This is a genomic window from Nitritalea sp., assembly GCF_054166705.1.
The window spans coordinates 477375-498838 of sequence record NZ_JBSZCV010000008.1; the positions used below are offsets into that span (position 1 = coordinate 477375).

The following is a 21464-nucleotide window of genomic DNA, read 5'->3' on the forward strand; positions in this document are numbered from 1 at the left end:
TCTTTGCTTACAGGATTTCTATTCCAAATTCCTCTTCAAAGTACATGATAACAGACAATTTCAATAGCTTTTCCTGTTCTAATATATCAAAATGGGGTAGCTCCTTTTCGAGTTTCCAATGGGGCCAGCCTTCCTGATCTATAAAGTCCAAACTGTAATAGCCATTTAAGCTTAAAACTTTACATATGGCGATATGCATCAGGTCCTGCTTTTCCTCCTTGGAAAAAGTGCGGTTTCCCTTGCCTAGCTCTTGTACCCCTATTAAGAATAGCACACCGTTTAGATCCTTCGGACGCTTCCCAATCGTCTCCTCAATACCGAGGAGTAATTTAGACCACCTTTTTTCTAAATCGTGTTCTTTTTTAACTCGAATCATGCTTGGTCCTTTTCCGCTTCTAAAGCTTCCCAGTATTCAACAGCGCGACGTAAGTGAGGGATAACGATAGAACCACCTATCAAAGTAGCGATCGAAAATACCTCAAAAACCTCTTCCCGCTTCATGCCTAATTCAAAACACTTCCCTAAATGGTAGCGTACACAGTCATCACAACGTAAAACCATCGAACAGGATAAGCCTATCATCTCTTTCGCCTTTATATCTACTGCCCCCGCCGCATAAGCATTAGTATCTAGATTAAAGAAGCGCTTGAGTACTTTATTGTCCTCGCTCAGGATGCTTTCGTTCATCCGCGTCCGGTAGGCATTGAATTCTTCTACTAAATTCATTATTTTTAGCTATAAGTATACTAAGTAACAAATATAACAGGTTCATGCCTGCATTAGATTCATTATAACGCTTTTTTAACGATGAAGTACCCCATTTTTCAAGACTTTTTCTCGCTTTTATTTCCAAAGCATTGTTTAACTTGTACAGAAGTGCTGTTACCAAACGAGATAGGTGTCTGCTCTACTTGTTTTTATGCGCTTCCAGTCACTTCTTTTCACTTAACTCCTCATAAAAATGAGCTTGTTAACAAGCTTATTGGACTCTGTCCTGTCAAGCAAGCATTCGCTTACTTACGCTTTACCAAGGGGGGGATGAGCCAGAAAATTCTCCACGCCATTAAATATAAAGACAATCCTGAGCTGGCCACTTATTTAGGACATGCTTATGGCACGCTGGTACGTAATCAGGGAAATCCATTAAAGCACATCGATGCCTTAGTTCCAGTGCCCCTTCATCCAAAAAAACTGGCGATGCGAGGCTATAACCAAAGCCAGGCATTGGCCGAAGGCCTCCAGCAGGCACTTCACATTCCGATAGTAGAAGGGCTCGTCCGTACCCAGCATTCTCTTTCTCAAACCAAAAAAAACCGTATGGAGCGCCTGGAAGCAGTGAATAAAATTTTTCAAGCCCAGGCCAACGTGCAGGGAAAACACCTGCTGCTCATCGATGATGTGATGACTACGGGTGCTACGCTGATAGCATGCATGAATAGTTTAGTGCAACAGGGTGCTAAAAGCGTAGATGTTTTCGTTTTAGCAGCAGGCCGCTGAGAGAGGTATGGGTTTACCAACTTCCCCCAGCTCCTCCGCCGCCGAAAGAGCCCCCGCCGAAGCCTCCGAAGCCTCCGCCAAAACCCCCGCCGAAGGAGCCTCTCCCGGAGCTGAACTGGCCATACTTTCCTTTGCTACCTCCTTTAAGGATGTTTGCCAGCATGATGGTGCTCATCAGATCCACATCGGCCCCACGTCCTCCTATGTGGTTTCTACGGTCTCTTTTGTTTCGTAATAGGGGTACTAAAAAGAACAAGACAAAAAACAAAAAGACGATAAATCCGCGCAGCACCTCGGGCTGTGACGGTGCTCCCAGCGCCTCCTTGGGAGAAAATTCTCCCGCGGCGAGGCTGAATATCAAATCTGTGGTTCTATCCAGCCCTGTGTAATAGGCCTCCATGCGGAAATTCGGAATAATGAGCTGTTCGATCATGCGCTTTATTAAAGCATCCGGAAGTGCTCCCTCCATGCCATAGCCAGTGGCGATAAACACTTTTCTGTCCTGTATCGCCGCCAGAATAAGTACACCGTTATCCAAATCCGAACGGCCGATTCCCCAGCGATCACCGAGCTGAAAAGCATAATCCCCGATGTCATAGTCCCCCACCGAACGTAGCAGCACAATGCTCACCTGCGTACTCGTGCTGTCGTTATAAGCTACTAACTTACGCTCTAACTGCTGGATTTCTGCGGGCTTTAAGGTCTGCGTAAAGTCGTTTACTAGACGCGGCGGATAGGGTTTACTTGGAAAATCCTTTTGGGCCAGGGCCCAAAAGGAGAGCATCACTAAGCTAAGGGTAAGGAAGAAATTTTTGTGTGCTCTCATGGGCTTACCCGAAAGAAATATCATCTGGAAGTTCGTTTTTATCCCCTTTGTCTGCATAGGGGAAGTGTGTGCTGAGGGCCTTTCCAGCCCGTAAAATGCCTAGCTCTAAGCCTCTCGTAAAGGCTCCGGATTTAAAATGACCCAGCATCTCTTCTTTTATATCGTCCCAAAACCCTTTTTCTACCACCGCGTTTATCCCCGCATCTCCGAGAATAGCGAACTTTTTATCTCCCGTGGCCAAGTAAAAAAGCACCGCATTTCGCGCGGCAGTTTCTTGCATTTTCAGCGCATCGAAAACCTCAGCAGCGCGGTCTAACACATCTTCATTGCAATATTTCTCGATGTGGACCTGGATTTCGCCCGAAGTTTTCCGCTCCGCCTCTTGGATGGCGGCAGTAAGCAGAGCGCGATCGTCTTCCGAAAATAGGTCTTGTGGCATGGTCAGATAGGTTAGAAAGTGACGGTAGGTGCCTGCTCAGCTCCCGCGCTGGCTTCAAAATAGCCTTTACGCTCCAGGCCGAAAAAGCCAGCGATCATGTTATTTGGGAAGGTACGGATGTTTCCGTTAAACTGCTGCACGGATTGATTGAAATTTCTGCGGGCCACCGATATCCTGTTCTCAGTGCCCTCCAGTTGTGCCTGCAGTTCTAGAAAATTTTGGTTTGCTTTTAGCTCCGGATAGCGCTCCACGGATACTAAAAGCCTACTCAGTGCGCCACTTAGCTGATCCTGCGCCGCTTGGAAATTCGCTAGATTTTCAGGTGTTAATTGGTCCGCATTTAAGGTGATTCCTGTTGCTTTCGCTCGCGCTTCTACCACACCTGTAAGTGTTTCCCTTTCGAAGTCCGCGAAACCCCTCACGGTATTGACTAGGTTAGGGATAAGGTCCGCTCTACGCTGATACTGCGTTTCTACCTCGGCCCACTTGCCATTAATGTCTTCTTCTATCGTTACGAGTGAGTTATACGTTCGCACCGCTGTCGAGTAGACAAATAGCCCTAGGCCGACCAAAATGAGAATAGGAATAAGTGCTTTTTTCATGGCTGAATCGTTTAGACTTTTTACGCGAAAATAAAGGGTAAAGGTTAGTGCTCCCGCACAAAAGAGCGGAAGGAAAGCATGTGTTCGCCCACAAAAATAAGTGATTAAATTTCTCTTTTCAGAATAAAGTTTATTTCATGCGTTTCTACCACTGGGTTTTCTTCCGTACTTCCCTCTCCTAGACGTAAAACACGCATGAAAATTTGTTTGCCAGGCTCAGACCTCAGCAGATCGATCATCTTCGTAAGGTTCCAAAAATCCACTGGCACTTTATTTACTGAAACGATTTCGTCACCCACTTGGATGCCTGCTTTGGCCGCAGGCGAATCCGTCCGTAAATCGGCCACATAATAGCGCTCTACCTCTCCATCTGGATAGGCTTTTAGCACGATGCCTGACATATCGAACTCAAAAGGAACGTTAAAGCTTTTCGCTTTTTTAAAGAGTAGGCGCTCTCTCCTGTAATCGATGATTAATTCTAGGCGTGCGAATATTTCTGAGCCTAAACTCCCCTGCCTCCCTGACTCTTTTATGACATAGGAAAATTCTGTTTCATCGGGAAAGGAAGTGATGACATCATAGAAATTAAGTCCTTCTATCGTTAGTCGACGTTTTCTTCCGAGAAGTCCATAGAGGTCGCCGCCAAGTGATTTACCTAAATCGGTCTCTATGTATCGCGCGGGGAGATTGATACGCTCGCTCGTTTCTCGGTTCAGCAGCAGGCCATGGTTAGCGCCCGTATCGATAAGTAACTTCACAGGCAGCACGCCATCTAACTGTTTTACTTTTGCTTGGATATAGGGTTTGCCGTTATCAAACGTCATATCTGTTTTACGAAAGCCGAACGGTCTCCAGCGTAGCGCATCAGAGCGGTAAAAGTCAATACGCTTTTTGTCATAGCTGATACGAACCGGATTGTATTTAAAAAACTCATAGCCGATAATGCCGTGAATGGGTACGCCCACGATACTTTCCAGCTCGAAAACATTTTCATTTAATACTAATATCGTTTGGAAAATTCCTTCTACTTCTCCGAGGTCGATCGTGTTATAGGGTGAGACAGAAGCAGTAATCAGCGTCCTGCCATCAGCGCCCACTAAGTTCAAGCTCCGTGTAACTTCTAAGCCTAAACGCTCTATATCGGCTGGATCGAATAAGATATTTGTCTTGACCCCAGTATCTAACAAAAAATTTCGTTCCTCCTTATCATTAATCCGGACGGGAAGTACGACGAGATTATTGTGTATTTGGATAGGGAACGATACCTTACGCTTTCCTGGCTCCTTGGTGTAGAAGGCAGGGATTTGTGCTGAAGCAGACATGCTAAAGAGGCACATGCATACAAGAGCAAGTAAAGACCTAAACAACATAATCACAATTCAATCAAGGGTTTCTCTATTAAAAGAAAATCTGGCAATTTTGTTCGATTTTTTACATTTTCGGTACTTTTAGGCGTAATAATTGAGCTTATAGCAGAAGCATGGCGCGGTGTCAAAAAATCAAAAGCAAAGAACCGAAGTTCGGGCCGTCCCGTTTTATTATTTAGATTAAAGGTAAATTATCCCTTTCAAAAGCTCTCAGGAGCTTGAAAATTGAAAATAAGGTAAAAAAGCGGCATCTTTACCCCTTATAGTTGTGAATCATGGCAGATAAATCAGTTTTAGAAAAAGCAAAGAAGATATTTGAGAATTTTTTAGCCCGTCAGGGCAGTCGAAAAACACCGGAAAGGTTTTCGGTGATAGATGAATTATATGGTCTTCCACAGGATGAGCACATCGATGTAGAAGGGCTTTTTCTCTTAATGCGAAATAAAGGGTACACGATCAGTCGGGCCACTATTTATAATACATTGGATCTTTTAGTGGAGTGTGGTCTGGCTGTCAAGCATCAGTTTAAAGATAAGGTCGCTCTTTACGAGCAAGCGCTCACCTACAAACATCACGATCATCATGTCTGCAACCAATGCCGAAAAATTCGGGAATTTTCCGATGAGCGTATTAATCTCATTAAAGAAGCGATGGGAGAAGAGTTTCAGTCAGGTATTACGAGCCATTCTTTAGTTCTGTATGGAGACTGTCAGATAGAAAATTGCGAGAATTTAAGTTTACTCTAGCGTTTACTTTGCGCAGGGCGCAAAGGTCCCCATCTGAAAAGTGAAAGAGGTGAGAAATCGGATAAAACCCGTGGTCTCACCTCTTTTTTACTTATTTAAATGCTTCGTTTTAGACTTTTTCCAGTTTAAATATACGTTTATAAATGGGTTTACGCATCCAAAACTGCACATATAGAGCGGGATAGAGTAGCGTACTTACCCAAGTGGGCCGCCCCTTAAAGGCGATTTCATCACGAATTTCTGTTCGCCCATCCGGTAAGTTCACCATGACATGCTTATGTTTCCAGTAGGATAAGAAAAAAGGCAGCGCGGTCCCTTCATCTATAAAATAAAACTGGTGGGCATCCGTATGGTCGTGGGTAATCAAGCTCGTCCATGTTTGCTTGAAGAGGAAGAAATTTAATTCCATGGACACGATATCTCCTTTTCGTGAGCCATCAAAGCGCTTAAGTGTTAGCGGGGGAAAAGGCGGCGCCAGTCGTCGAAAAAGACTTTCATTAAAACCTGCCTTCACGGTTAGGTAGTCCTGTTCTACTACGGTTCGAATGGTAAATTTCATGGAAAGGAAAGCGAAATGTCCTCGAAATGTTTACCCCTCCCTACAGGAGGGAGGAGTAATCCATTTCGTTTTAAAATTAAGTTTGGAGGAAAAAAGCTTTACTTTTCCTGCCTTAATCCTATAAGCTGATGTTTGGCTTAGTTCGCTCTCTTTAGGTATTTAAAGAGCTCACTGTCACTGGAGATGATGACGCTGGTATTTTCGTCTAAAGATTTTTCGAAACTTTCTAAAGAACGTAAGAACTTGTATAGCTCCACGGACTGACGATTTCTGTTATAAGCAGCAGCATAGATGTCTGCAGCCTCCGCGTCGGCCTTTCCTTTAATAAGTTCCGCTTCACGAAAAGCTTCGGATTGGATCTGAGCGAGATCACGTTCCTTGTTACCTTCTATTTTACGGGCTTCCCCTTCTCCTTCTGAACGAAACTGGTCAGCGATTCTATTTCTTTCTGAAATCATTCGGTCATACACTCGATCACGAACTTCATCTACGTAGTTCATGCGCTTAAAACGAAAATCCAAGATTCTGACACCTAGGTCAGCTGTTCTTTCATTCGCCTTTTCCAGGATAATTTTTTCCACTGCAGCACGTCCCACTGAAATGTCCTCCAGAATTTCTATTTCTTCCATAAAATCTTCTGTCACCTCCGGGTTTCGGTTCGTGGAGCGCACGATATCTAATAGGTCGTGAGAAGCTACCGCATTTCTTGTCTCACCATCCAAAATATCGTCTAAGCGGGACTGCGCGCTTCGTTCGTCTCGAAGACGAATAAAGAACTGTAGCGGATTTGTAATTTCCCAGCGCGCATAAGTGTCTACGAAGATAAACTTTTTATCCTTTGTGGGCACTTGATTTTGATCTCCGTCCCATTCCAGGTAGCGTTTATCGAAGTACTGTACTTTCTGCAGGAAGGGTGTTTTAAAGTTCAGTCCCGGGGAGGTGCGTGGCTCTCCTACAGGTTTACCGAACTGCGTAACGATGGCTTGGTTCGTTTCATCTAAAATAAAGATCGTGTTCGATAGGGTCACGATCGCTGCGATTCCTATGATGAGGTATATAATCGTTTTACTCATGGCTTTAAAGGTTTGGCATTATCCAGGTTAAGTAAAGGAAGCACATTCGAGCCACGCTCATCCACGATGACCTTGTTGCCTAATCTCGGCATGACACGCTCCATCGTTTCTAGATAGATACGCTGCTTCGTAACTTCAGGAGCTTTTACGTACGCTTGATAGAATGCATCAAAACGTTGGGCCTCACCAGTGGCTCGGTTTACACGGTTCAGTGCATAGGCTTCTGCCAGCTGGATCGTTTCTTCTGCTTCCCCGCGTGCTCTGGGGATGACACGATTATACTCGGCTTCGGCACGATTTATTAAAGTTTCACGTTCCTGCTGTGCTTGGTTTACCGCATTAAAGGAAGGTTTGACAGGCTCTGGTGGATTTACATCCTGCAGAACCACCTGATCGATGCGGATGCCATTTTCGTATTCTTCACACATTTCTTGCAGAAGCACTTCCACGGCAGAGGCTACTTCCTGACGACCTACCGTAAGCACCTCATTAACTGTTCTGTCGCCTACTATTTTACGCATGGCCGCCTCTGACATGTCGCGCAGCGTTTTTTCTGCATTTCTGACGCGGAATAAAAAGCGGTAAGAGTCCACGATTCTATACTGTACGACCCATTCTACATCGGATAAGTTCAAGTCTCCTGTCAGCATCATGCTTTCATCTCCAAAAGCGGACTTAGAAAATTCCGAGCGCGTATCCGAGCTACGTGTTCGAAAGCCAAACTCCTGCTTCAGCTGCCGCTGAACGGGAATTTTATAAATAGTTTCGATGCCGTATGGCAAAATAAAATTTAATCCTGGCAGTAAGGTTCGGTCGTATTTTCCTAGCTGTAGTACGACACCTTCTTCTTCCGGGCCGATCGTTTTGACACTGGTAAAGGCTCCCAAGAGCAGAGCCACGCCGAGTACGATACGCCAGGCATAGCGCTTTATCCAATCCGGATCAATATTGATCTCATACTTTTCTTCTGACATAGATCTTTAGATTAATTTAATATAGTGAATAATTTTAAAAAACCAATAAAAAGGTAACGAATAGCACGATCCACACCGCATCCATGAAGTACCAGTACACCGCAAAGAGCTGGATACGCATCCGCTCGAAGGGGTTGGTCAGCATAATAAGCTGTGCGATGCCATCCTTTTCTCTTTTGGCATACTGGGCGACTAAAATGAGCGCAAACACCATGGCACCAAGTAAATGGAAAAGGTGAATACCGCTTAAAACGTACAAAAAGCTTCCACTCGGAAGCCCTCTGAAATCAATTCCGGAGTCGGTTAGTTCCTTCCAACCGATAAATTGTAAGATAGTAAACGCAAGTCCCAAAAAAAAGGTGCTTAGCAGGCTATTTTTTAGTCTTCGGACATTCTCTGCCTTAAAATGTACTTGCATTTTAGAGGTGGAATAGCCGCTAGCTACTATAATTAGGGTGCTTAGAATGAAGGATAGCGGCATCTCGAAGGTAAAGCTGTAAAGCTTTCCAGAAACAGAGGCTAGAAAAGCCACCGTCATGAAAAGAAAAATTAAGCCACTTCCAAACATGCCTAAATAAATTAAGGTTTGATAGGGGTGCATGTTTTCGAGGCGCTGTAACCAAGTGGGAGAAGAAGAATCCATACGTAAAGTCGATACTGTAAGGTAATAAAAAGAAAACCCTTTAACCTGTAGGTAGTTCAGGGGAAAGCAAATTTTATAGACGAAATGCGTAGAATGTGGTACTTTTGTCACGAAAACTTGTAGCATACTTTACTTTTGGCGCGGTAGCGCCGAGGTGAAAAACAGCTCTACACACCCGAATTTAAACACAAAAGTACATCGTTTTGACTATACATGCTTTTCTGTCTTTGTACGAAAATGATCCTTTTTATCGTGCTTTTTTAGCGGAATTAGGGACGCGAAAAGGCGGCGTCTTCCACTTAAAAAAGGCCACTGGCAGCCTGGACAGCCTGCTTTTAGCAGCAGCCACGCGCCAGCTCCCTGGCCTTCATGTGTTTATCGCCTCCGATAAAGAGGAAGCAGCCTATGTGCAGTCCGATTTACAGGAAATTTTAGGGGGTAAGCATTCCGCTCTATTCCCTTCAAGCTTTAAAAAAGCATATCAAATCGAGGAGGTGGATAATGCCAATGTGCTAATGCGGGCAGAACTCCTTTCTACCCTCTCGCGCTTAGAGTCCGATACTCCTTATATCTTGGTCACCTATGCAGAGGCCCTTTACGAAAAAGTGCTGAACAAGCGCTCTTTTACAGAAAATAGCATAGCGGTGAAAATAGGTGAAAAAATCGATATCGAGTTTCTTTCCGAAATGCTGCAAGCGTATGCTTTTGAGCGCGAAGATTTCGTCTATGAACCTGGCCAGTTTTCGATCAGAGGGGGCATCATCGACGTTTTTTCCTATGCGAACGAATACCCGTACCGGATAGAGCTCTTCGGAAGGGAGGTAGAAAGCATTAGGACCTTTGATCCGGAGGATCAGCTTTCCTTAGAACCCGTGGAAGCGATCAGCTTACTACCAAATGTGCAGACCCAGCTGCTGAAAGAGGAGCGGCAGTCCCTACTGGATTTTCTCCCCGAGACCAGTACAATCTGGCTTAAAGATACGCAGCTGACTCTGGAAACGATGGACAAGTTTTTTCTTCGGGCGCAGGAGCAGTATCAGCAGCAGGTGGAGCGGAGTAAAGCCAGCCTATTGCCAGAGCCCGCGCTGCTTTTCGATTCGGGGGAGGCGCTGGCGCAAAGGCTACAGCATTTCAAGCGCGTCGAAATCGGTCATCGCTTCCATTACAGCGTCTCCGATACGGATACCTTACACTGGGACGCGGCCCCACAGCCATCTTTTAATAAGAATTTCGAACTGCTGGTGGCGGATCTACAGGATTATGCGAAGCAAGGCTTTACGACTATTTTAGCAGCGGAAAATGAGAAGCAGCTGGACCGTTTGGAAAATATTTTTCGCGAGCTGGATCCTACATTAGGGGTGCAGTACCTGCAAATAGGACTTCGTGAAGGCTTTATCGATCGGCGGATGAAGCTGCTCTGTTACACCGATCATCAGCTCTTCGAGCGCTACCATCGGTATAAGGTCAAGCGAAAGTCATCGAAGTCTAAGGCCCTGACGCTGAAGGAGATTAAAAATTTGCAGCCAGGAGATTTCGTGGTGCATATCGACTACGGAATCGGGCGTTTTGCTGGTCTGGAAAAGGTGGATGTGAATGGCAAGATGCAGGAAGCTATCCGCTTGATTTTCCGTGACGATGATCTCTTGTATGTGAATATTCATGCCTTACATAAGGTGTCGAAGTATAGCGGCCAGGAGGGCACTTTACCCACGATGTCCAAGTTGGGGTCTCCAGAGTGGGACAACAAAAAGGCGAAGGTCAAGCGAAAAGTTAAAGATATTGCAAAGGATTTAATCGCCCTCTACGCGAAGCGTCGAAATGCGTCGGGTTTCGCCTTTAATGGCGACTCAGTGCTGCAGGTAGAGTTAGAAAGTAGTTTCGTTTTCGAGGATACCCCTGATCAGGCTTCAGCTACGGCAGATGTAAAGAAGGATATGGAAAAGAGCTATCCCATGGATCGACTTGTCTGTGGGGATGTGGGTTTTGGTAAAACCGAAGTAGCTGTTCGGGCGGCCTTTAAAGCAGTAAATGATCGAAAGCAGGTAGCAGTGCTTGTACCTACGACGATTTTAGCCATGCAGCATTTTCGAACGTTTCAGGAGCGTCTGAAGGATTTTCCTGTTAAGGTAGATTACATCAACCGTTTCCGTACGGCTAAGGAAATTAAAGAAATTATCAAGCAGGTGGCAAGTGGAGAGATAGACATTCTTGTGGGCACGCACCGGATCGTGAATAAGGACATCTCCTTTCGTGACCTGGGGCTGCTGATCATCGATGAGGAGCAGAAGTTCGGCGTGAAGGTGAAGGATCAGCTAAAGCAGATGAAGGTAAATGTAGATGTGCTTACCCTGACGGCTACTCCTATTCCGCGTACACTACATTTCTCCCTGATGGGAGCGCGGGACCTCTCGGTCATTGCCACCCCTCCGCCGAATCGTCAGCCGGTGACAACAGAAATTCATACCTTTCAGGAGGAAGTTATCCGCGATGCGGTGGCTTATGAGTTGCGCCGAGGCGGACAGGTTTTTTTCGTGCATAACCGGGTGGGAGAGATCGACTCCATCGCGAACCTAATCATGCGCCTCGTGCCGGATGCGCGTGTCGTCGGGGCCCATGGCCAGATGGATGGCAAGAAACTAGAAAAAGTGATGGTAGACTTTATAGAGGGCGCGTATGATGTGCTCGTCTCTACCAATATAATCGAGTCTGGCTTGGACATCCCTAATGCCAATACCATCATCATAAACCGTGCTCACATGTTCGGGCTGAGTGATTTACACCAGATGCGTGGTCGTGTAGGAAGAAGTAATAAAAAGGCTTTTTGTTATCTGCTGACCACCCCTACTTCCGGTCTCACGCCTGAGGCGAGGAAACGCCTACAGACCCTGGAAGAGTTTTCCGATTTAGGCGATGGTTTTAAGGTAGCCATGCGGGATTTAGATATTCGTGGCGCTGGCAACTTACTAGGAGCGGAGCAAAGTGGCTTCATAACCGATTTAGGCTTTGATATTTACCATAAGATTCTCGATGAAGCCGTGCAGGAGTTAAAAGAAAATGAGTTTGCGGCTCTCTTCGAGGAGGATTTTAAGGAGAAGGTACAAGTTTTGGTTCAGGACTGTGTAATCGAAACGGACATGGAGATCTTGATACCAGAGACCTATGTGGCGAATATTTCCGAGCGTCTAGCACTTTACAGTAAGTTAGATGGGATTAAGCAAGAGAAAGAGCTGGAAGCCTTCGAAAAGGAATTGATAGATCGTTTTGGGCCCCTGCCCCCACCCATTTTACGCCTGATGGCCACCGTACGTCTCAGATGGGAAGCCGAGCGGCTCGGATTCGAAAAGTTAGTGCTGAAAAATGAACAGATGAAGTGCTATTTCGTTCCTTCCGATAGGGAGCAGTACTTCAAGCAGGATGTTTTCCAGAAAATTCTAAAGTTTATCAGTCATCATCCAAAAACCTGTAAAATAAAAGAATATAGAAAGCGTTTAATGCTTACTGTTTCGGACGTAAAATCGGTCAAAAAGGGGATCGAATGGTTACAGGGCATGAAAAATGAAGTTTTATAGTGTCGGAAATTCCGACAAGTCCTGTAGATTAGCATAAATTACCCGCAGGAATTATTGTGCTGGGGGAATATTGCACCTATATTAGCGTTTTAATAGCGACAATTACAAACATGAAAACCATGACTTCAAGTAGTTCAAAGTGGAGTTTATTTATGGGAATCGCGCTTATCGTGGGGGGAAGTATTTTAGCCTCATGTAATCGAAATCCTAGTTATGGTAGAAGAACTGCCGCCAAACCCGGAAAGACTTCTGCCTCCACAGGTGCTTCTTATAGCTTTAAGGATGCTGATAGCACGAATTTTTTCGTCACTAAAATTTCAGATCAGAAGGTAGGGCCGCGTCTCCGTTACATTCAGGGAGGTAGAACTGTTTTAGGTTCTCAAGAAGAGGATATCATGGCTTTTCGTGATAATGCAGAGCGTACAGTTACTGTGGCTTCTTTTTATATGGATGAGACGGAGGTGACGAATGTGGATTATAAGGAATTTCTTTTTGACATGCGTAAGCGTGTGAGCACGGATTCTATTATGAAGCTGGAGCCAGACGAAAACGTGTGGAGAGGTTCATTATCTTATAATGATGTATATGATAATTATTATTTCCGGTTTCCTGGATTCAACTTTTATCCTGTAGTAGGGGTGTCTTGGAAGCAGGCTACCGCTTACAGTCAGTGGCGAACAGAAGTAGTTAGTCGCCTATTTATGGAAAAAAATAAGGTGGATAGCACACTCTCGAAGACGCGCTTAATTGAGAGAGGTGTGGCCATAGCAGAGTACCGTTTGCCAAATGAGGCAGAATGGGAGTATGCAGCAAAAGCGATGGTAGGGACACAGTACCGAGATGAGAATCAGGAAAATGGTCGTATTTATCCTTGGGATGGTCGTGGTCTTCGAAATCCATACACGGTAAGAAGAAAAGGTAGCCAAGGAGATTTTCTCGCTAACTTCAAAAGAGGTAGAGGGGATTATGCTGGTCTGTCTGGCGGTATGGCGAACGATGGAGAAATATTACCGACTAACGTGTATGACATGCCACCAAATGATTTTGGGCTTTATCACATGGCGGGTAACGTGAATGAGTGGGTATATGATGTATATCGTCCGATGTCCTATCAGGATATGGATGACCTAAACCCCGTTCGTAAAGATGGGTATAAAGATCCAGAAGAAGATTATATGATCTCGTTTTTTGATGACAACCATCGCGTTTATAAAGGGGGCTCATGGAGAGACATGGCATATTGGTTATCACCAGGCACCAGACGATTTATGCATCAGGATTCTGCCACTAACCATATTGGTTTTAGATGTGCGATGATCTCTGTTGGCGCTAAGGGAAAATAAGGCTTTCCACATAAAAGTGAGGAATACAACAAGAGCCAGGGTCTGTATCCTGGCTTTTTTTATGGTATAGGTAAGCCTTCCAGGGACTTTTTTGTGTTCGTTCCATCCTCTTATTTTTTTAGGTTTCTGCTGTCTTAGGGCAGAGGCGATAGGCTTTCTTATCCTAAGGTTTAGAGCGTGCAGGTCACTTTTTCAATTTATGGGATTAGCGAACCATTTATGTAAGCGAGTGGCCTGTAAAAGTAAAACTGGACGAATAGCACTTAAAATACTGTATTTTTAACTGATCATTTTATAAAAATAGCAATATGTGGAAACCTAAGGTTACCTGGTTACGGATAGGTCTTGCGGCCTTTATGCTGTACCTCGCTCCTGCTGCTTCATTCGCTCAGGACAAAGCGACCTATCAAGTGCCTCCCAAGGCCATCGCTGATTTAGTAGATGCGCCGAATACGCCGTCGATTAGTTTCAGTCGCGATGGTGAGATGATGTTAGTGTTAGAGCGTGCGGGGAATCCGAGTATAGAGGATTTAGCGCAGCCGGAACTCCGCATAGCGGGTATTCGCATTAACCCGGCTACTACGGGTCCGTCCAGAACGGGCGGTGTGGAGAATTTTAAAATAAGAAAAACACGCTCAGGAGATGAAATTCAGGTAAAAGGCCTACCAGCTAAGCCGAAGCTCTCCGGCTTTTCTTTTTCAAAGGACGAGAAATTTCTTTCCTTTTATCATACCGAAGCGGATGGCGTAACCCTCTGGGTGGTGGACATGGTCACTTATGAGGCGAAGCAGCTTGGAGACCTAAAGGTCAATATGGTTTACGGCAATGCCACTACCTGGACGCCCGAAAACACGATTATCGTGAAAGCCGTTAATCCGAAGCGAGGATCGATGCCGCAGGCACCTTTGGCCCCGGTAGGGCCAAATGTACAGGAAACTTCAGGAAATGCAGCTCCTTCCAGAACGTATCAGGATCTGCTGACAAATCCTTACGAGGAGGATTTGTTTGCTTATTTTATGGATGCGCAGCTGATGGAAGTGATGCTGGACGGGAGCCAGAAGGCCGTAGGTGCTCCCGGTATGATTAAAGGAATGAGCCTTTCTCCGGATGGAAAGTTTCTCATGGTAGATCGGATTCAGCGTCCTTTTTCTTATCTAGTTCCGGCTTCTCGTTTTCCTTATGACGTAGAAGTGCTGGATCGTACAGGTAAGCAGGTGAAGTTAATCACTTCTCGACCATTAGATGAAGTGCGCCCTACAGGCTTCGATGCTACAGTAGAAGGACCTCGTTCCATTAGCTGGAGAGCTGATAAGGGAGCTACTCTCTACTGGGTAGAAGCTCAGGATGGTGGTGATCCGCGTAAGCAAATGGAGGAGCGAGAGATCATCTATACCTGGGATGCTCCATTCACTGGAGAGAAGAAAAAATTAGCAGGGATCGGCTATCGTTTTGGCGGGATTACTTGGTCGGAAGACAAGAATTTCGCGCTTTTAAGTGAGCGCTGGTTTGCTAGCCGCCAGGAACGTGTGAGTGTGATCAATCCGGAAAATCCTTCTCAGAAGCCACGTGTTATCATCGAGCGTTCTTCTGATGACATTTATAACGATCCAGGATCACCTGTTACGAAGACAAATGAATTCGGTCGCTCTGTTTTATTGAAGAAGGGGGATGATGTTTTCATGACCAGCGAAGGAGGCTCCCCTGATGGCAGCTACCCTTTCCTTTCCGCATTTAATGTAAAGAAAAAAGAACAAAAGATCCTTTGGAGATCGGAAGCGCCTTTCTATGAGCGTGTCGTTCGGGTTTTAAATGCTGATGCTACAGAGTTTATAACCTTAAAAGAAAGCACAGAGCTGCAGCCGAACTATTGGTTGGTGAACACCAAGCGTCGGATCGCGCCGATGCAGCTGACAGATTTTGAAAATCCTTATGCGGCTATCGCTGGTATACAGAAGGAATTAGTGACCTATTCCCGAAAAGATGGACTAAACCTGTCTGCTGTAATATATACGCCTGAAGGTTATGATGCGGAGCGTGATGGGCCACTTCCTGTGGTGATGTGGGCCTATCCACGTGAATATAAGTCTGCAGAGGTGGCTGCGCAGGTGCGTGGCTCCAAGCATACGTTTACCCGCCTGAGCTGGGGATCTCCTCTTTACTGGGTGACGCAGGGCTATGCCATTATGGATAGAACAGAAATGCCGATCGTCGGTGAAGGCGAAATCGAACCGAATGATAGCTTCGTAGAGCAGCTGGTAGCGAATGCGGAGGCAGCTATCGATTATATCGTGGAGCGCGGCATCGGAGATCGTAATCGTATCGCAGTGGGTGGACACTCTTATGGAGCTTTTATGACGGCCAACTTGCTTTCGCATTCCGATTTATTCGCCGCAGGTATCGCGCGTAGTGGTGCTTATAACCGTACGCTCACGCCTTTCGGCTTTCAGTACGAGCAGCGCACCTACTGGGAAGCGCCCGATGTATATAACACGATGTCTCCGTTTATGAACGCAAACAAGGTAAAAACGCCTATTTTGCTGATTCATGGAGAGGCAGACAATAACTCCGGAACTTTCCCGGTGCAAAGTGAGCGCTACTATAATGCGTTAAAAGGACATGGCGCTACCACCCGACTGGTTTTCCTTCCACATGAAAGCCATGGCTATGCAGCACGAGAGTCTATTCTGCATACACTTTATGAGCAGCATGAATGGTTAGAGAAATATGTAAAAAATAGATGATTATTCTTTAAATTGCCTTATGTATTATGCCTGCTAATCCTTTGGGTTGGCAGGCATTTCTTTTTGTGAATTGATTTTAGCTGCTCGTGTAGGTAAGAGCCCCATTCATGAACTCATCCATTTTAGCATCTGAAATATCCCTACCTTTATTACATGAAAAGAGCACAGGACATAGGACTTATTTTTGTGATTCTTTTTTTGGGAACAACATGTGGTAAGGCGCCTGTTCACAAGGATGATCTGGAAAGAACGTTTTTGATTAGGGTAGAAAAGGGCAGCGCGTTACAGAACGGCATGTTTGATTTTATGGTTGTTTTTCAAAGTCCCGAAAAGGAATATGTCCTGTCTTTTCTTCCAGGTAAACATGCATGCGCACTCGAAGCACCTGAGTATGCAGCTCTTCAGATCCCGGACGCTGCATATGCGGCATGGTCGATTCTGCTGGAAAGCGGGCAGCAAGATATTTATTTTTTAATGGGTATGGAAAGCCCCAAACTTTTTAAGCGCAACTTACACACCAGCCGGGAGGAGCTTTATGTGGAGATCCTTCCGGCTATTTTTGGCTACTGGCAGGAGGAAAAAAATGAAGCTTCCTGGTATACCATAGGTCCTACGCACATTTATAACGAAAAACATCCGCATGGACGTCCCTATGCCATCGATACGGCAGGTCATCTGTGGATCCTCGACGAGCAAAATAAGCCAAGCCGGTTCCGTCTGGAAGAAATAAGTGGAACGAAACTTATCTTGAGTGATTCTACCAGTAAGTGCTTCTATTTCGAGCGAATAAGTATAAGAAAATCAGTTCTCAGCTGATAAAGACACGTATTTTTTCTTCTTCTCACCAAATAACCTTTTCTTTTTAAGTACTTAAATTCTTTTTTACTAAAGAAATAAATGCTAATTTTCGAATTGAATAAAGAAAAAAACTAGCTTTAAATCGCTTGTATAGCCGCTATACACGGGCCCATTTATGAAAGTTTCCGCAGAGGCACCACATCAACTAATTTACTCGCTTTTCGAGCATGAATACCTCGGATTACTTTTCGAGTCTTTTGTCGTGCAGTTAAATGAGAAAGGGACACTCTCTTTTGCCTACCAGAATATTTCGTACAAAAATGCCCACGAATTCGCAGCCTCCTGTGACGAAGCGGATTACAAGCTTATCCGCCTCATGGATAGCATGCAGCAGGAGGAGGTCGTAAAACCTTTTAATAAAAAGAAACTCAAGCCAAAAGAATTTCTGCGTAAGGTTTTTGATCCCCAGGCCCCCAATCAGCAGCTGATCGACCTGATCCGTCAAAATATGGATACGAAGCGAGCACAAATTTTAGAGCTCTTGCGTACCAAAAGGCTTTTTGTCATGGGCTCTGATGGGAATCCTACTTGGAAGGAGATAGAAATACTTCCCAAGCGAGCACAAGTCCTCTTTCATTTTATGCGAAATGAAGAGGTCACCCACTACTGGCCGACGATTAAGTACCAAGGGGAACTGGTAAACTGGCAGTTTAATGGCTCCTATCTGATTTGTCACGATCCTGCATGGATGATCGCAGAAGATAAGCTCTACAGTTTTAAGAAGGGCGTAGACGGGTATAAGTTGAAACCTTTCTTTTCTAAGAAAAGAATTATCGTTAAAAAGGCAGTAGAAGAGGTCTATTATAAAAAGTTCATCACGCAGCTGGTATCTGCTTTCGATGTACATGCAGAGGGCTTTGATATTATCGTAGAAAGAAGCCAGCCACAGGGGATCCTCACCTTCATGGACTTTGCCGAAGGCAAAATAGCCCAAGATCTATTCGGAAATAGGCTAGAGGCAGAGGAGGCGGAGAGCAAAATCGTGTTTACCCTTAATTTTCAATATGGATCCTATCGCTTCCGTGCAGATAACCGCGTGTTAAGTAATGCAGAACTAGAAAAGATCGGGGATGACTATACCTTTTATAAGGTGGTTCGAGACCCAGATTTTGAAAACCAGCTGCTTGAGCGCCTTAAATCGCTCGGTCTGCACATGCAAAGCAGCAAGGCTGTCATGCGGAAAACCGAGGCCTTCGACTGGCTGAACCGATATAAGACCACCTTAGAGGAGGAAGGGCTGCAGTTTGTGCAGCGCCAGGCAGGAGAAAAAGAGAAACGCTATTTCGTCGGTCATGCAAAAATCAACATTCGCCTGGCAGAAAATATCGACTGGTTCGACGTGCATGCTGTGGTGAAGTTCGGCGATCATGAGATTCCCTTCCATAAAATTCGTAAGTATTTAATTAAGGGAGTGACGGAATTTGAATTGCCAAACGGAGAAATTGCCGTTATCCCACGCTCTTGGTTTGTGGACTATGGAGAGATTTTTTCCTTTTTGGAGGAGGAGTCTCAGCCGGATAGTGCCACGACAGGACTAATTCTAAAAAAGCACCACATCGCACTGGCTCAGGAGTTAAATCAAAACAAGCTGCTGAAGGTCAGCCTCTCGGATAAGCTAAAAAAGTTACAGGATTTTACGCAGATCGAAAACTATCCGCTTTCCAGTTTCTTCAAGGGAAAGCTGCGCCCTTACCAGCAGGCAGGGTATAACTGGCTACGGTTCTTAAATGAATATCGATTCGGTGGCTGCCTGGCGGATGATATGGGTCTCGGAAAGACGGTTCAGACCCTGGCGCTGCTAGCACATCGTAAAGAAGCCGCTGAAGGGACCACCTCCCTGCTCATCATGCCTACTTCACTGATTTACAACTGGGAAGTGGAGGCCAAAAAATTTACGCCGAAGTTAAAAGTACTCGTGTATTCGGGTACACATCGAATTAAAAGTGCCTCCCAATTCAGCGCGTATGATGTCGTGCTGACCTCCTATGGCATTACTCGGATCGATATAGAGGTGCTTAAGTCATTTTATTTCGACTATATCATTTTAGATGAATCCCAGGCGATTAAAAATCCAGGGAGTCGAATTGCCAAGGCGGTAAATGAACTCCACTGCGGTCACCGCTTGATCTTGACAGGAACTCCTGTCGAAAATGGCACCATGGATCTCTGGTCACAGATGCATTTTATAAACCCAGGCCTGCTCGGAAACCAAAATAGCTTTAAGAAACAGTTTTTACTTCCTATCGAAAAGCAGGCAGACGCAGATAAAATCGTGAAGCTGCATGCCACGATCAAGCCTTTCATCCTACGACGTTTAAAAACGCAAGTGGCCACGGACCTGCCTGAAAAAGTGATCAACGTGCGTTACTCCTCCATGACTGCGGAGCAAGAAAAAGTATATGAAGAGGTAAAAAGCCGCTATAGAGAAAAAATCGCCCAGGAGTTCTCCCTTTCAGGTCTTCGTAACCAGCAGTTTACCTTACTGCGTGGGTTAACTCAGCTCCGTCAGCTGGCGAACCATCCCCGTCTAGTGGACAAGGGGTATACGGGAGATTCAGGTAAGTTGGAAGATGTGATCCATATGCTCGACGCCACGGCCAGCGAGGGACATAAGGTGCTTATCTTTAGTCAGTTTGTGCGGCATTTGGCCATCATTCGTGAATACCTGGAAGAAAAAGGGATGGCTTATGCCTACTTGGATGGGACGACGAAAGACCGCAGAGAGCAGGTGACGAAGTTCCAGGAAGATAAGGGGGTCAAGGTCTTTTTAATTTCCTTAAAAGCAGGTGGGGTAGGCTTGAATTTAACGGCTGCGGAGTACGTCTTTCTCCTCGACCCCTGGTGGAACCCTGCCGTGGAGGCGCAAGCGATCGACCGTGCGCATCGTATCGGCCAAGAGAATAAGGTGATTATCTACAAGTTTATATCCAAAGAGACGGTGGAGGAAAAGATTATGGCACTGCAGGAACGAAAGTTGGCTTTGGCCGGAGGCCTAATCTCCACAGAGGAAAGCTTTATGAAGAGTTTAAGCAAGGAGGATATCGATGCCCTCCTTGATTAATCGGTATTTTATTAGGGTACTATTTTTCGAGGGATGTTCATAGGCAGTCGGGTAAGTAGCTCGTAGTTCACTTGCTGGGTGGACTCCCCGAAGGAGGCGACGGTGATTTCATTTTTACGCTGCTTACCGATTAGCACCACCTCATCGCCTTTTTTTATCCCTTTCGCATCCGTGATGTCTACAGAGATGCTGTTCATGGTCACCGTGCCGACTACAGAGAGGATTTTTCCTCCGATCAGTACTTTGCCCTGATTACTCAGCGTGCGCGCGAAGCCATGCGAATAACCGACAGGAATAAGTGCGATGGTCATGTCCCGCGGGGCCATGTAGCTGGAGCCATAGCCGATGAATTCGCCCATCTTCACCTGCTTTAGACTCATAACGCTAGACTTCCATGAAATGAGCCGCTTTAAGGGGTTCTTATTTTCTTCGGGCAAAGAATCGAAACGATACATGTACGTTTCCTGGGTAGGCCAAAAGCCGTAGGAGGCGATGCCGACCCGCACCATGTCCATAATGGTAGAGGGGTAACTGAGCATCGCTGCTGAACATGCGCTGTGGTAGCGCTCGAAAGAAAGACCGACCTCTTGGAAGTAGGTATAAAAACGCTCGAAGCGCTTGATTTGCTGGGTCACGCGCACGTAATTCGAAATGCTCTCTGCCCCTGCATAATGCGTACATAGCCCTTTTAACTCCAGGTGCTCAGCATAGTTTTTCAGTATTTCGGTGAGTGCCTCCCGATCTTCCCATTCGAAGCCCGTTCGCTTAAACCCAGTCTCTACTTCTAGATGGATGCGGGCCTTTTTTCCCAGCTTTCGTGCTACTTCTATGGTGCTTTTTAGGCGCTCGAACTCAAAAACAAAAAACTCGATATCCTTCTCTATCAGCAGCTCCATGTCTTCGTCCTGCAACATGCCCATAATCATCACAGTAGATTTTTTCCGGCTGCAGGCATGTACGCGTGCCGCCTCATCCGCACTGAAGGTACTGAAGTGTCGTATGCCATTCGCCTCTGCCAGTGGAATGATTTCCTCTATTCCATGGCCATAGGCATTTCCCTTAACCACGATCGATATTTCAGTGCCCTCCCCTACTTCCGAGCGGATAAAGTCGATATTTTTCTTGTACGCAGATTTACTAATCTCTAAATACGAGGTGTGTAACAT

Annotated in this window: 18 protein-coding genes; 7 read left to right on the forward strand and 11 right to left on the reverse strand. The window is 45.6% G+C overall.

The genetic code is table 11. The features are described from left to right. Positions 1-7 precede the first annotated feature (7 nt). Positions 8-376, reverse strand: a complete 369-nt coding sequence (locus ACXIT9_RS06015; protein WP_458055323.1) for a hypothetical protein — start codon at positions 374-376, stop codon at positions 8-10. Beyond that, positions 373-726 (reverse strand): carboxymuconolactone decarboxylase family protein, encoded by a 354-nt coding sequence (locus ACXIT9_RS06020; protein ID WP_458055324.1) that lies wholly within the window; start codon positions 724-726, stop codon positions 373-375. Before ACXIT9_RS06020 ends, ACXIT9_RS06015 begins: the two co-directional genes overlap by 4 nt. Positions 727-1038: 312 nt before the next feature. Here ACXIT9_RS06020 and ACXIT9_RS06025 point away from each other — a divergent pair, with 312 nt between their 5' ends. Then, positions 1039-1497, forward strand: coding sequence for a ComF family protein (locus ACXIT9_RS06025; RefSeq protein ID WP_458055325.1), 459 nt, complete (start codon positions 1039-1041; stop codon positions 1495-1497). A 13-nt stretch (positions 1498-1510) separates the two neighbouring features. Here ACXIT9_RS06025 and ACXIT9_RS06030 read toward each other — a convergent pair whose 3' ends face one another. From ACXIT9_RS06030 to ACXIT9_RS06045, 4 genes are all read right to left on the reverse strand, one after another. Continuing rightward, positions 1511-2323 (reverse strand): TPM domain-containing protein, encoded by an 813-nt coding sequence (locus tag ACXIT9_RS06030; RefSeq protein WP_458055326.1) that lies wholly within the window; start codon positions 2321-2323, stop codon positions 1511-1513. A 4-nt stretch (positions 2324-2327) separates the two neighbouring features. Then, positions 2328-2762, reverse strand: a complete 435-nt coding sequence (locus ACXIT9_RS06035; protein ID WP_458055327.1) for a TPM domain-containing protein — start codon at positions 2760-2762, stop codon at positions 2328-2330. 11 nt (positions 2763-2773) lie between these two features. Continuing rightward, positions 2774-3364 carry a LemA family protein gene (locus tag ACXIT9_RS06040; RefSeq protein ID WP_458055328.1) on the reverse strand — a complete coding sequence of 197 codons (591 nt, stop codon included), beginning with the start codon at positions 3362-3364 and terminating at the stop codon, positions 2774-2776. Positions 3365-3468: 104 nt separating this feature from the next. Continuing rightward, a complete protein-coding gene (locus ACXIT9_RS06045; protein WP_458055329.1) occupies positions 3469-4686 on the reverse strand; it encodes an aspartyl protease family protein in 1218 nt (405 codons plus the stop codon). Positions 4687-5006: 320 nt separating this feature from the next. Here ACXIT9_RS06045 and ACXIT9_RS06050 point away from each other — a divergent pair, with 320 nt between their 5' ends. Beyond that, the gene (locus ACXIT9_RS06050; RefSeq protein ID WP_009054267.1) at positions 5007-5477 is read left to right on the forward strand and encodes a Fur family transcriptional regulator; all 471 of its coding nucleotides are present in this window, start codon (positions 5007-5009) and stop codon (positions 5475-5477) included. 109 nt (positions 5478-5586) lie between these two features. On the opposite strand, the gene ACXIT9_RS06055 is transcribed toward ACXIT9_RS06050, so the two are convergent. From ACXIT9_RS06055 to ACXIT9_RS06070, 4 genes are all read right to left on the reverse strand, one after another. Further along, positions 5587-6036 carry an SRPBCC family protein gene (locus ACXIT9_RS06055; RefSeq protein ID WP_458055330.1) on the reverse strand — a complete coding sequence of 150 codons (450 nt, stop codon included), beginning with the start codon at positions 6034-6036 and terminating at the stop codon, positions 5587-5589. Positions 6037-6173: 137 nt separating this feature from the next. After that, positions 6174-7109, reverse strand: a complete 936-nt coding sequence (gene hflC / locus ACXIT9_RS06060; RefSeq protein ID WP_458055331.1) for a protease modulator HflC — start codon at positions 7107-7109, stop codon at positions 6174-6176. Continuing rightward, a complete protein-coding gene (gene hflK / locus ACXIT9_RS06065; protein WP_458055332.1) occupies positions 7106-8083 on the reverse strand; it encodes an FtsH protease activity modulator HflK in 978 nt (325 codons plus the stop codon). Before hflK ends, hflC begins: the two co-directional genes overlap by 4 nt. A 34-nt stretch (positions 8084-8117) precedes the next feature. Next, positions 8118-8726: a cytochrome c oxidase subunit 3 gene (locus ACXIT9_RS06070; protein WP_458055333.1), complete on the reverse strand. Its 609-nt coding sequence runs from the start codon at positions 8724-8726 to the stop codon at positions 8118-8120. 203 nt (positions 8727-8929) lie between these two features. Here ACXIT9_RS06070 and mfd point away from each other — a divergent pair, with 203 nt between their 5' ends. The 5 genes from mfd to ACXIT9_RS06095 all read left to right on the forward strand — a co-directional run bounded on the left by mfd (position 8930) and on the right by ACXIT9_RS06095 (position 20298). After that, positions 8930-12295 carry a transcription-repair coupling factor gene (gene mfd, locus ACXIT9_RS06075; protein ID WP_458055334.1) on the forward strand — a complete coding sequence of 1122 codons (3366 nt, stop codon included), beginning with the start codon at positions 8930-8932 and terminating at the stop codon, positions 12293-12295. Positions 12296-12414: 119 nt separating this feature from the next. Further along, on the forward strand, positions 12415-13638 hold the full coding sequence (gldJ, locus tag ACXIT9_RS06080; RefSeq protein ID WP_040670300.1) for a gliding motility lipoprotein GldJ: 1224 nt from the start codon (positions 12415-12417) through the stop codon (positions 13636-13638). A gap of 308 nt (positions 13639-13946) precedes the next feature. Then, complete coding sequence (locus ACXIT9_RS06085) at positions 13947-16379, forward strand: alpha/beta hydrolase family protein (RefSeq protein WP_458055335.1); 2433 nt, start codon at positions 13947-13949, stop codon at positions 16377-16379. 306 nt (positions 16380-16685) lie between these two features. Further along, the gene (locus tag ACXIT9_RS06090; protein WP_458055336.1) at positions 16686-17195 is read left to right on the forward strand and encodes a hypothetical protein; all 510 of its coding nucleotides are present in this window, start codon (positions 16686-16688) and stop codon (positions 17193-17195) included. Positions 17196-17352: 157 nt separating this feature from the next. Next, positions 17353-20298, forward strand: coding sequence for a DEAD/DEAH box helicase (locus ACXIT9_RS06095; protein WP_458055337.1), 2946 nt, complete (start codon positions 17353-17355; stop codon positions 20296-20298). An 11-nt stretch (positions 20299-20309) separates the two neighbouring features. On the opposite strand, the gene alr is transcribed toward ACXIT9_RS06095, so the two are convergent. Continuing rightward, entirely contained in the window at positions 20310-21464 is a 1155-nt protein-coding gene (gene alr, locus ACXIT9_RS06100) for an alanine racemase (RefSeq protein ID WP_458055338.1), read from the reverse strand.

Coding starts and splice junctions, on each gene's coding strand:
- ACXIT9_RS06055 (WP_458055330.1), bottom strand. CDS start 6,036: ATGAAATTTACCATTCGAACCGTAGTAGAACAGGACTACCTAACCGTG.
- ACXIT9_RS06030 (WP_458055326.1), bottom strand. CDS start 2,323: ATGAGAGCACACAAAAATTTCTTCCTTACCCTTAGCTTAGTGATGCTC.
- ACXIT9_RS06070 (WP_458055333.1), bottom strand. CDS start 8,726: ATGGATTCTTCTTCTCCCACTTGGTTACAGCGCCTCGAAAACATGCAC.
- gldJ (WP_040670300.1), top strand. CDS start 12,415: ATGACTTCAAGTAGTTCAAAGTGGAGTTTATTTATGGGAATCGCGCTT.
- ACXIT9_RS06025 (WP_458055325.1), top strand. CDS start 1,039: ATGAGCCAGAAAATTCTCCACGCCATTAAATATAAAGACAATCCTGAG.
- ACXIT9_RS06045 (WP_458055329.1), bottom strand. CDS start 4,686: ATGTCTGCTTCAGCACAAATCCCTGCCTTCTACACCAAGGAGCCAGGA.
- ACXIT9_RS06015 (WP_458055323.1), bottom strand. CDS start 376: ATGATTCGAGTTAAAAAAGAACACGATTTAGAAAAAAGGTGGTCTAAA.
- ACXIT9_RS06040 (WP_458055328.1), bottom strand. CDS start 3,364: ATGAAAAAAGCACTTATTCCTATTCTCATTTTGGTCGGCCTAGGGCTA.
- ACXIT9_RS06050 (WP_009054267.1), top strand. CDS start 5,007: ATGGCAGATAAATCAGTTTTAGAAAAAGCAAAGAAGATATTTGAGAAT.
- hflC (WP_458055331.1), bottom strand. CDS start 7,109: ATGAGTAAAACGATTATATACCTCATCATAGGAATCGCAGCGATCGTG.
- ACXIT9_RS06095 (WP_458055337.1), top strand. CDS start 17,353: ATGAAAGTTTCCGCAGAGGCACCACATCAACTAATTTACTCGCTTTTC.
- alr (WP_458055338.1), bottom strand. CDS start 21,464: ATGTTACACACCTCGTATTTAGAGATTAGTAAATCTGCGTACAAGAAA.
- hflK (WP_458055332.1), bottom strand. CDS start 8,083: ATGTCAGAAGAAAAGTATGAGATCAATATTGATCCGGATTGGATAAAG.
- ACXIT9_RS06035 (WP_458055327.1), bottom strand. CDS start 2,762: ATGCCACAAGACCTATTTTCGGAAGACGATCGCGCTCTGCTTACTGCC.
- ACXIT9_RS06020 (WP_458055324.1), bottom strand. CDS start 726: ATGAATTTAGTAGAAGAATTCAATGCCTACCGGACGCGGATGAACGAA.
- ACXIT9_RS06085 (WP_458055335.1), top strand. CDS start 13,947: ATGTGGAAACCTAAGGTTACCTGGTTACGGATAGGTCTTGCGGCCTTT.
- ACXIT9_RS06090 (WP_458055336.1), top strand. CDS start 16,686: ATGGTTGTTTTTCAAAGTCCCGAAAAGGAATATGTCCTGTCTTTTCTT.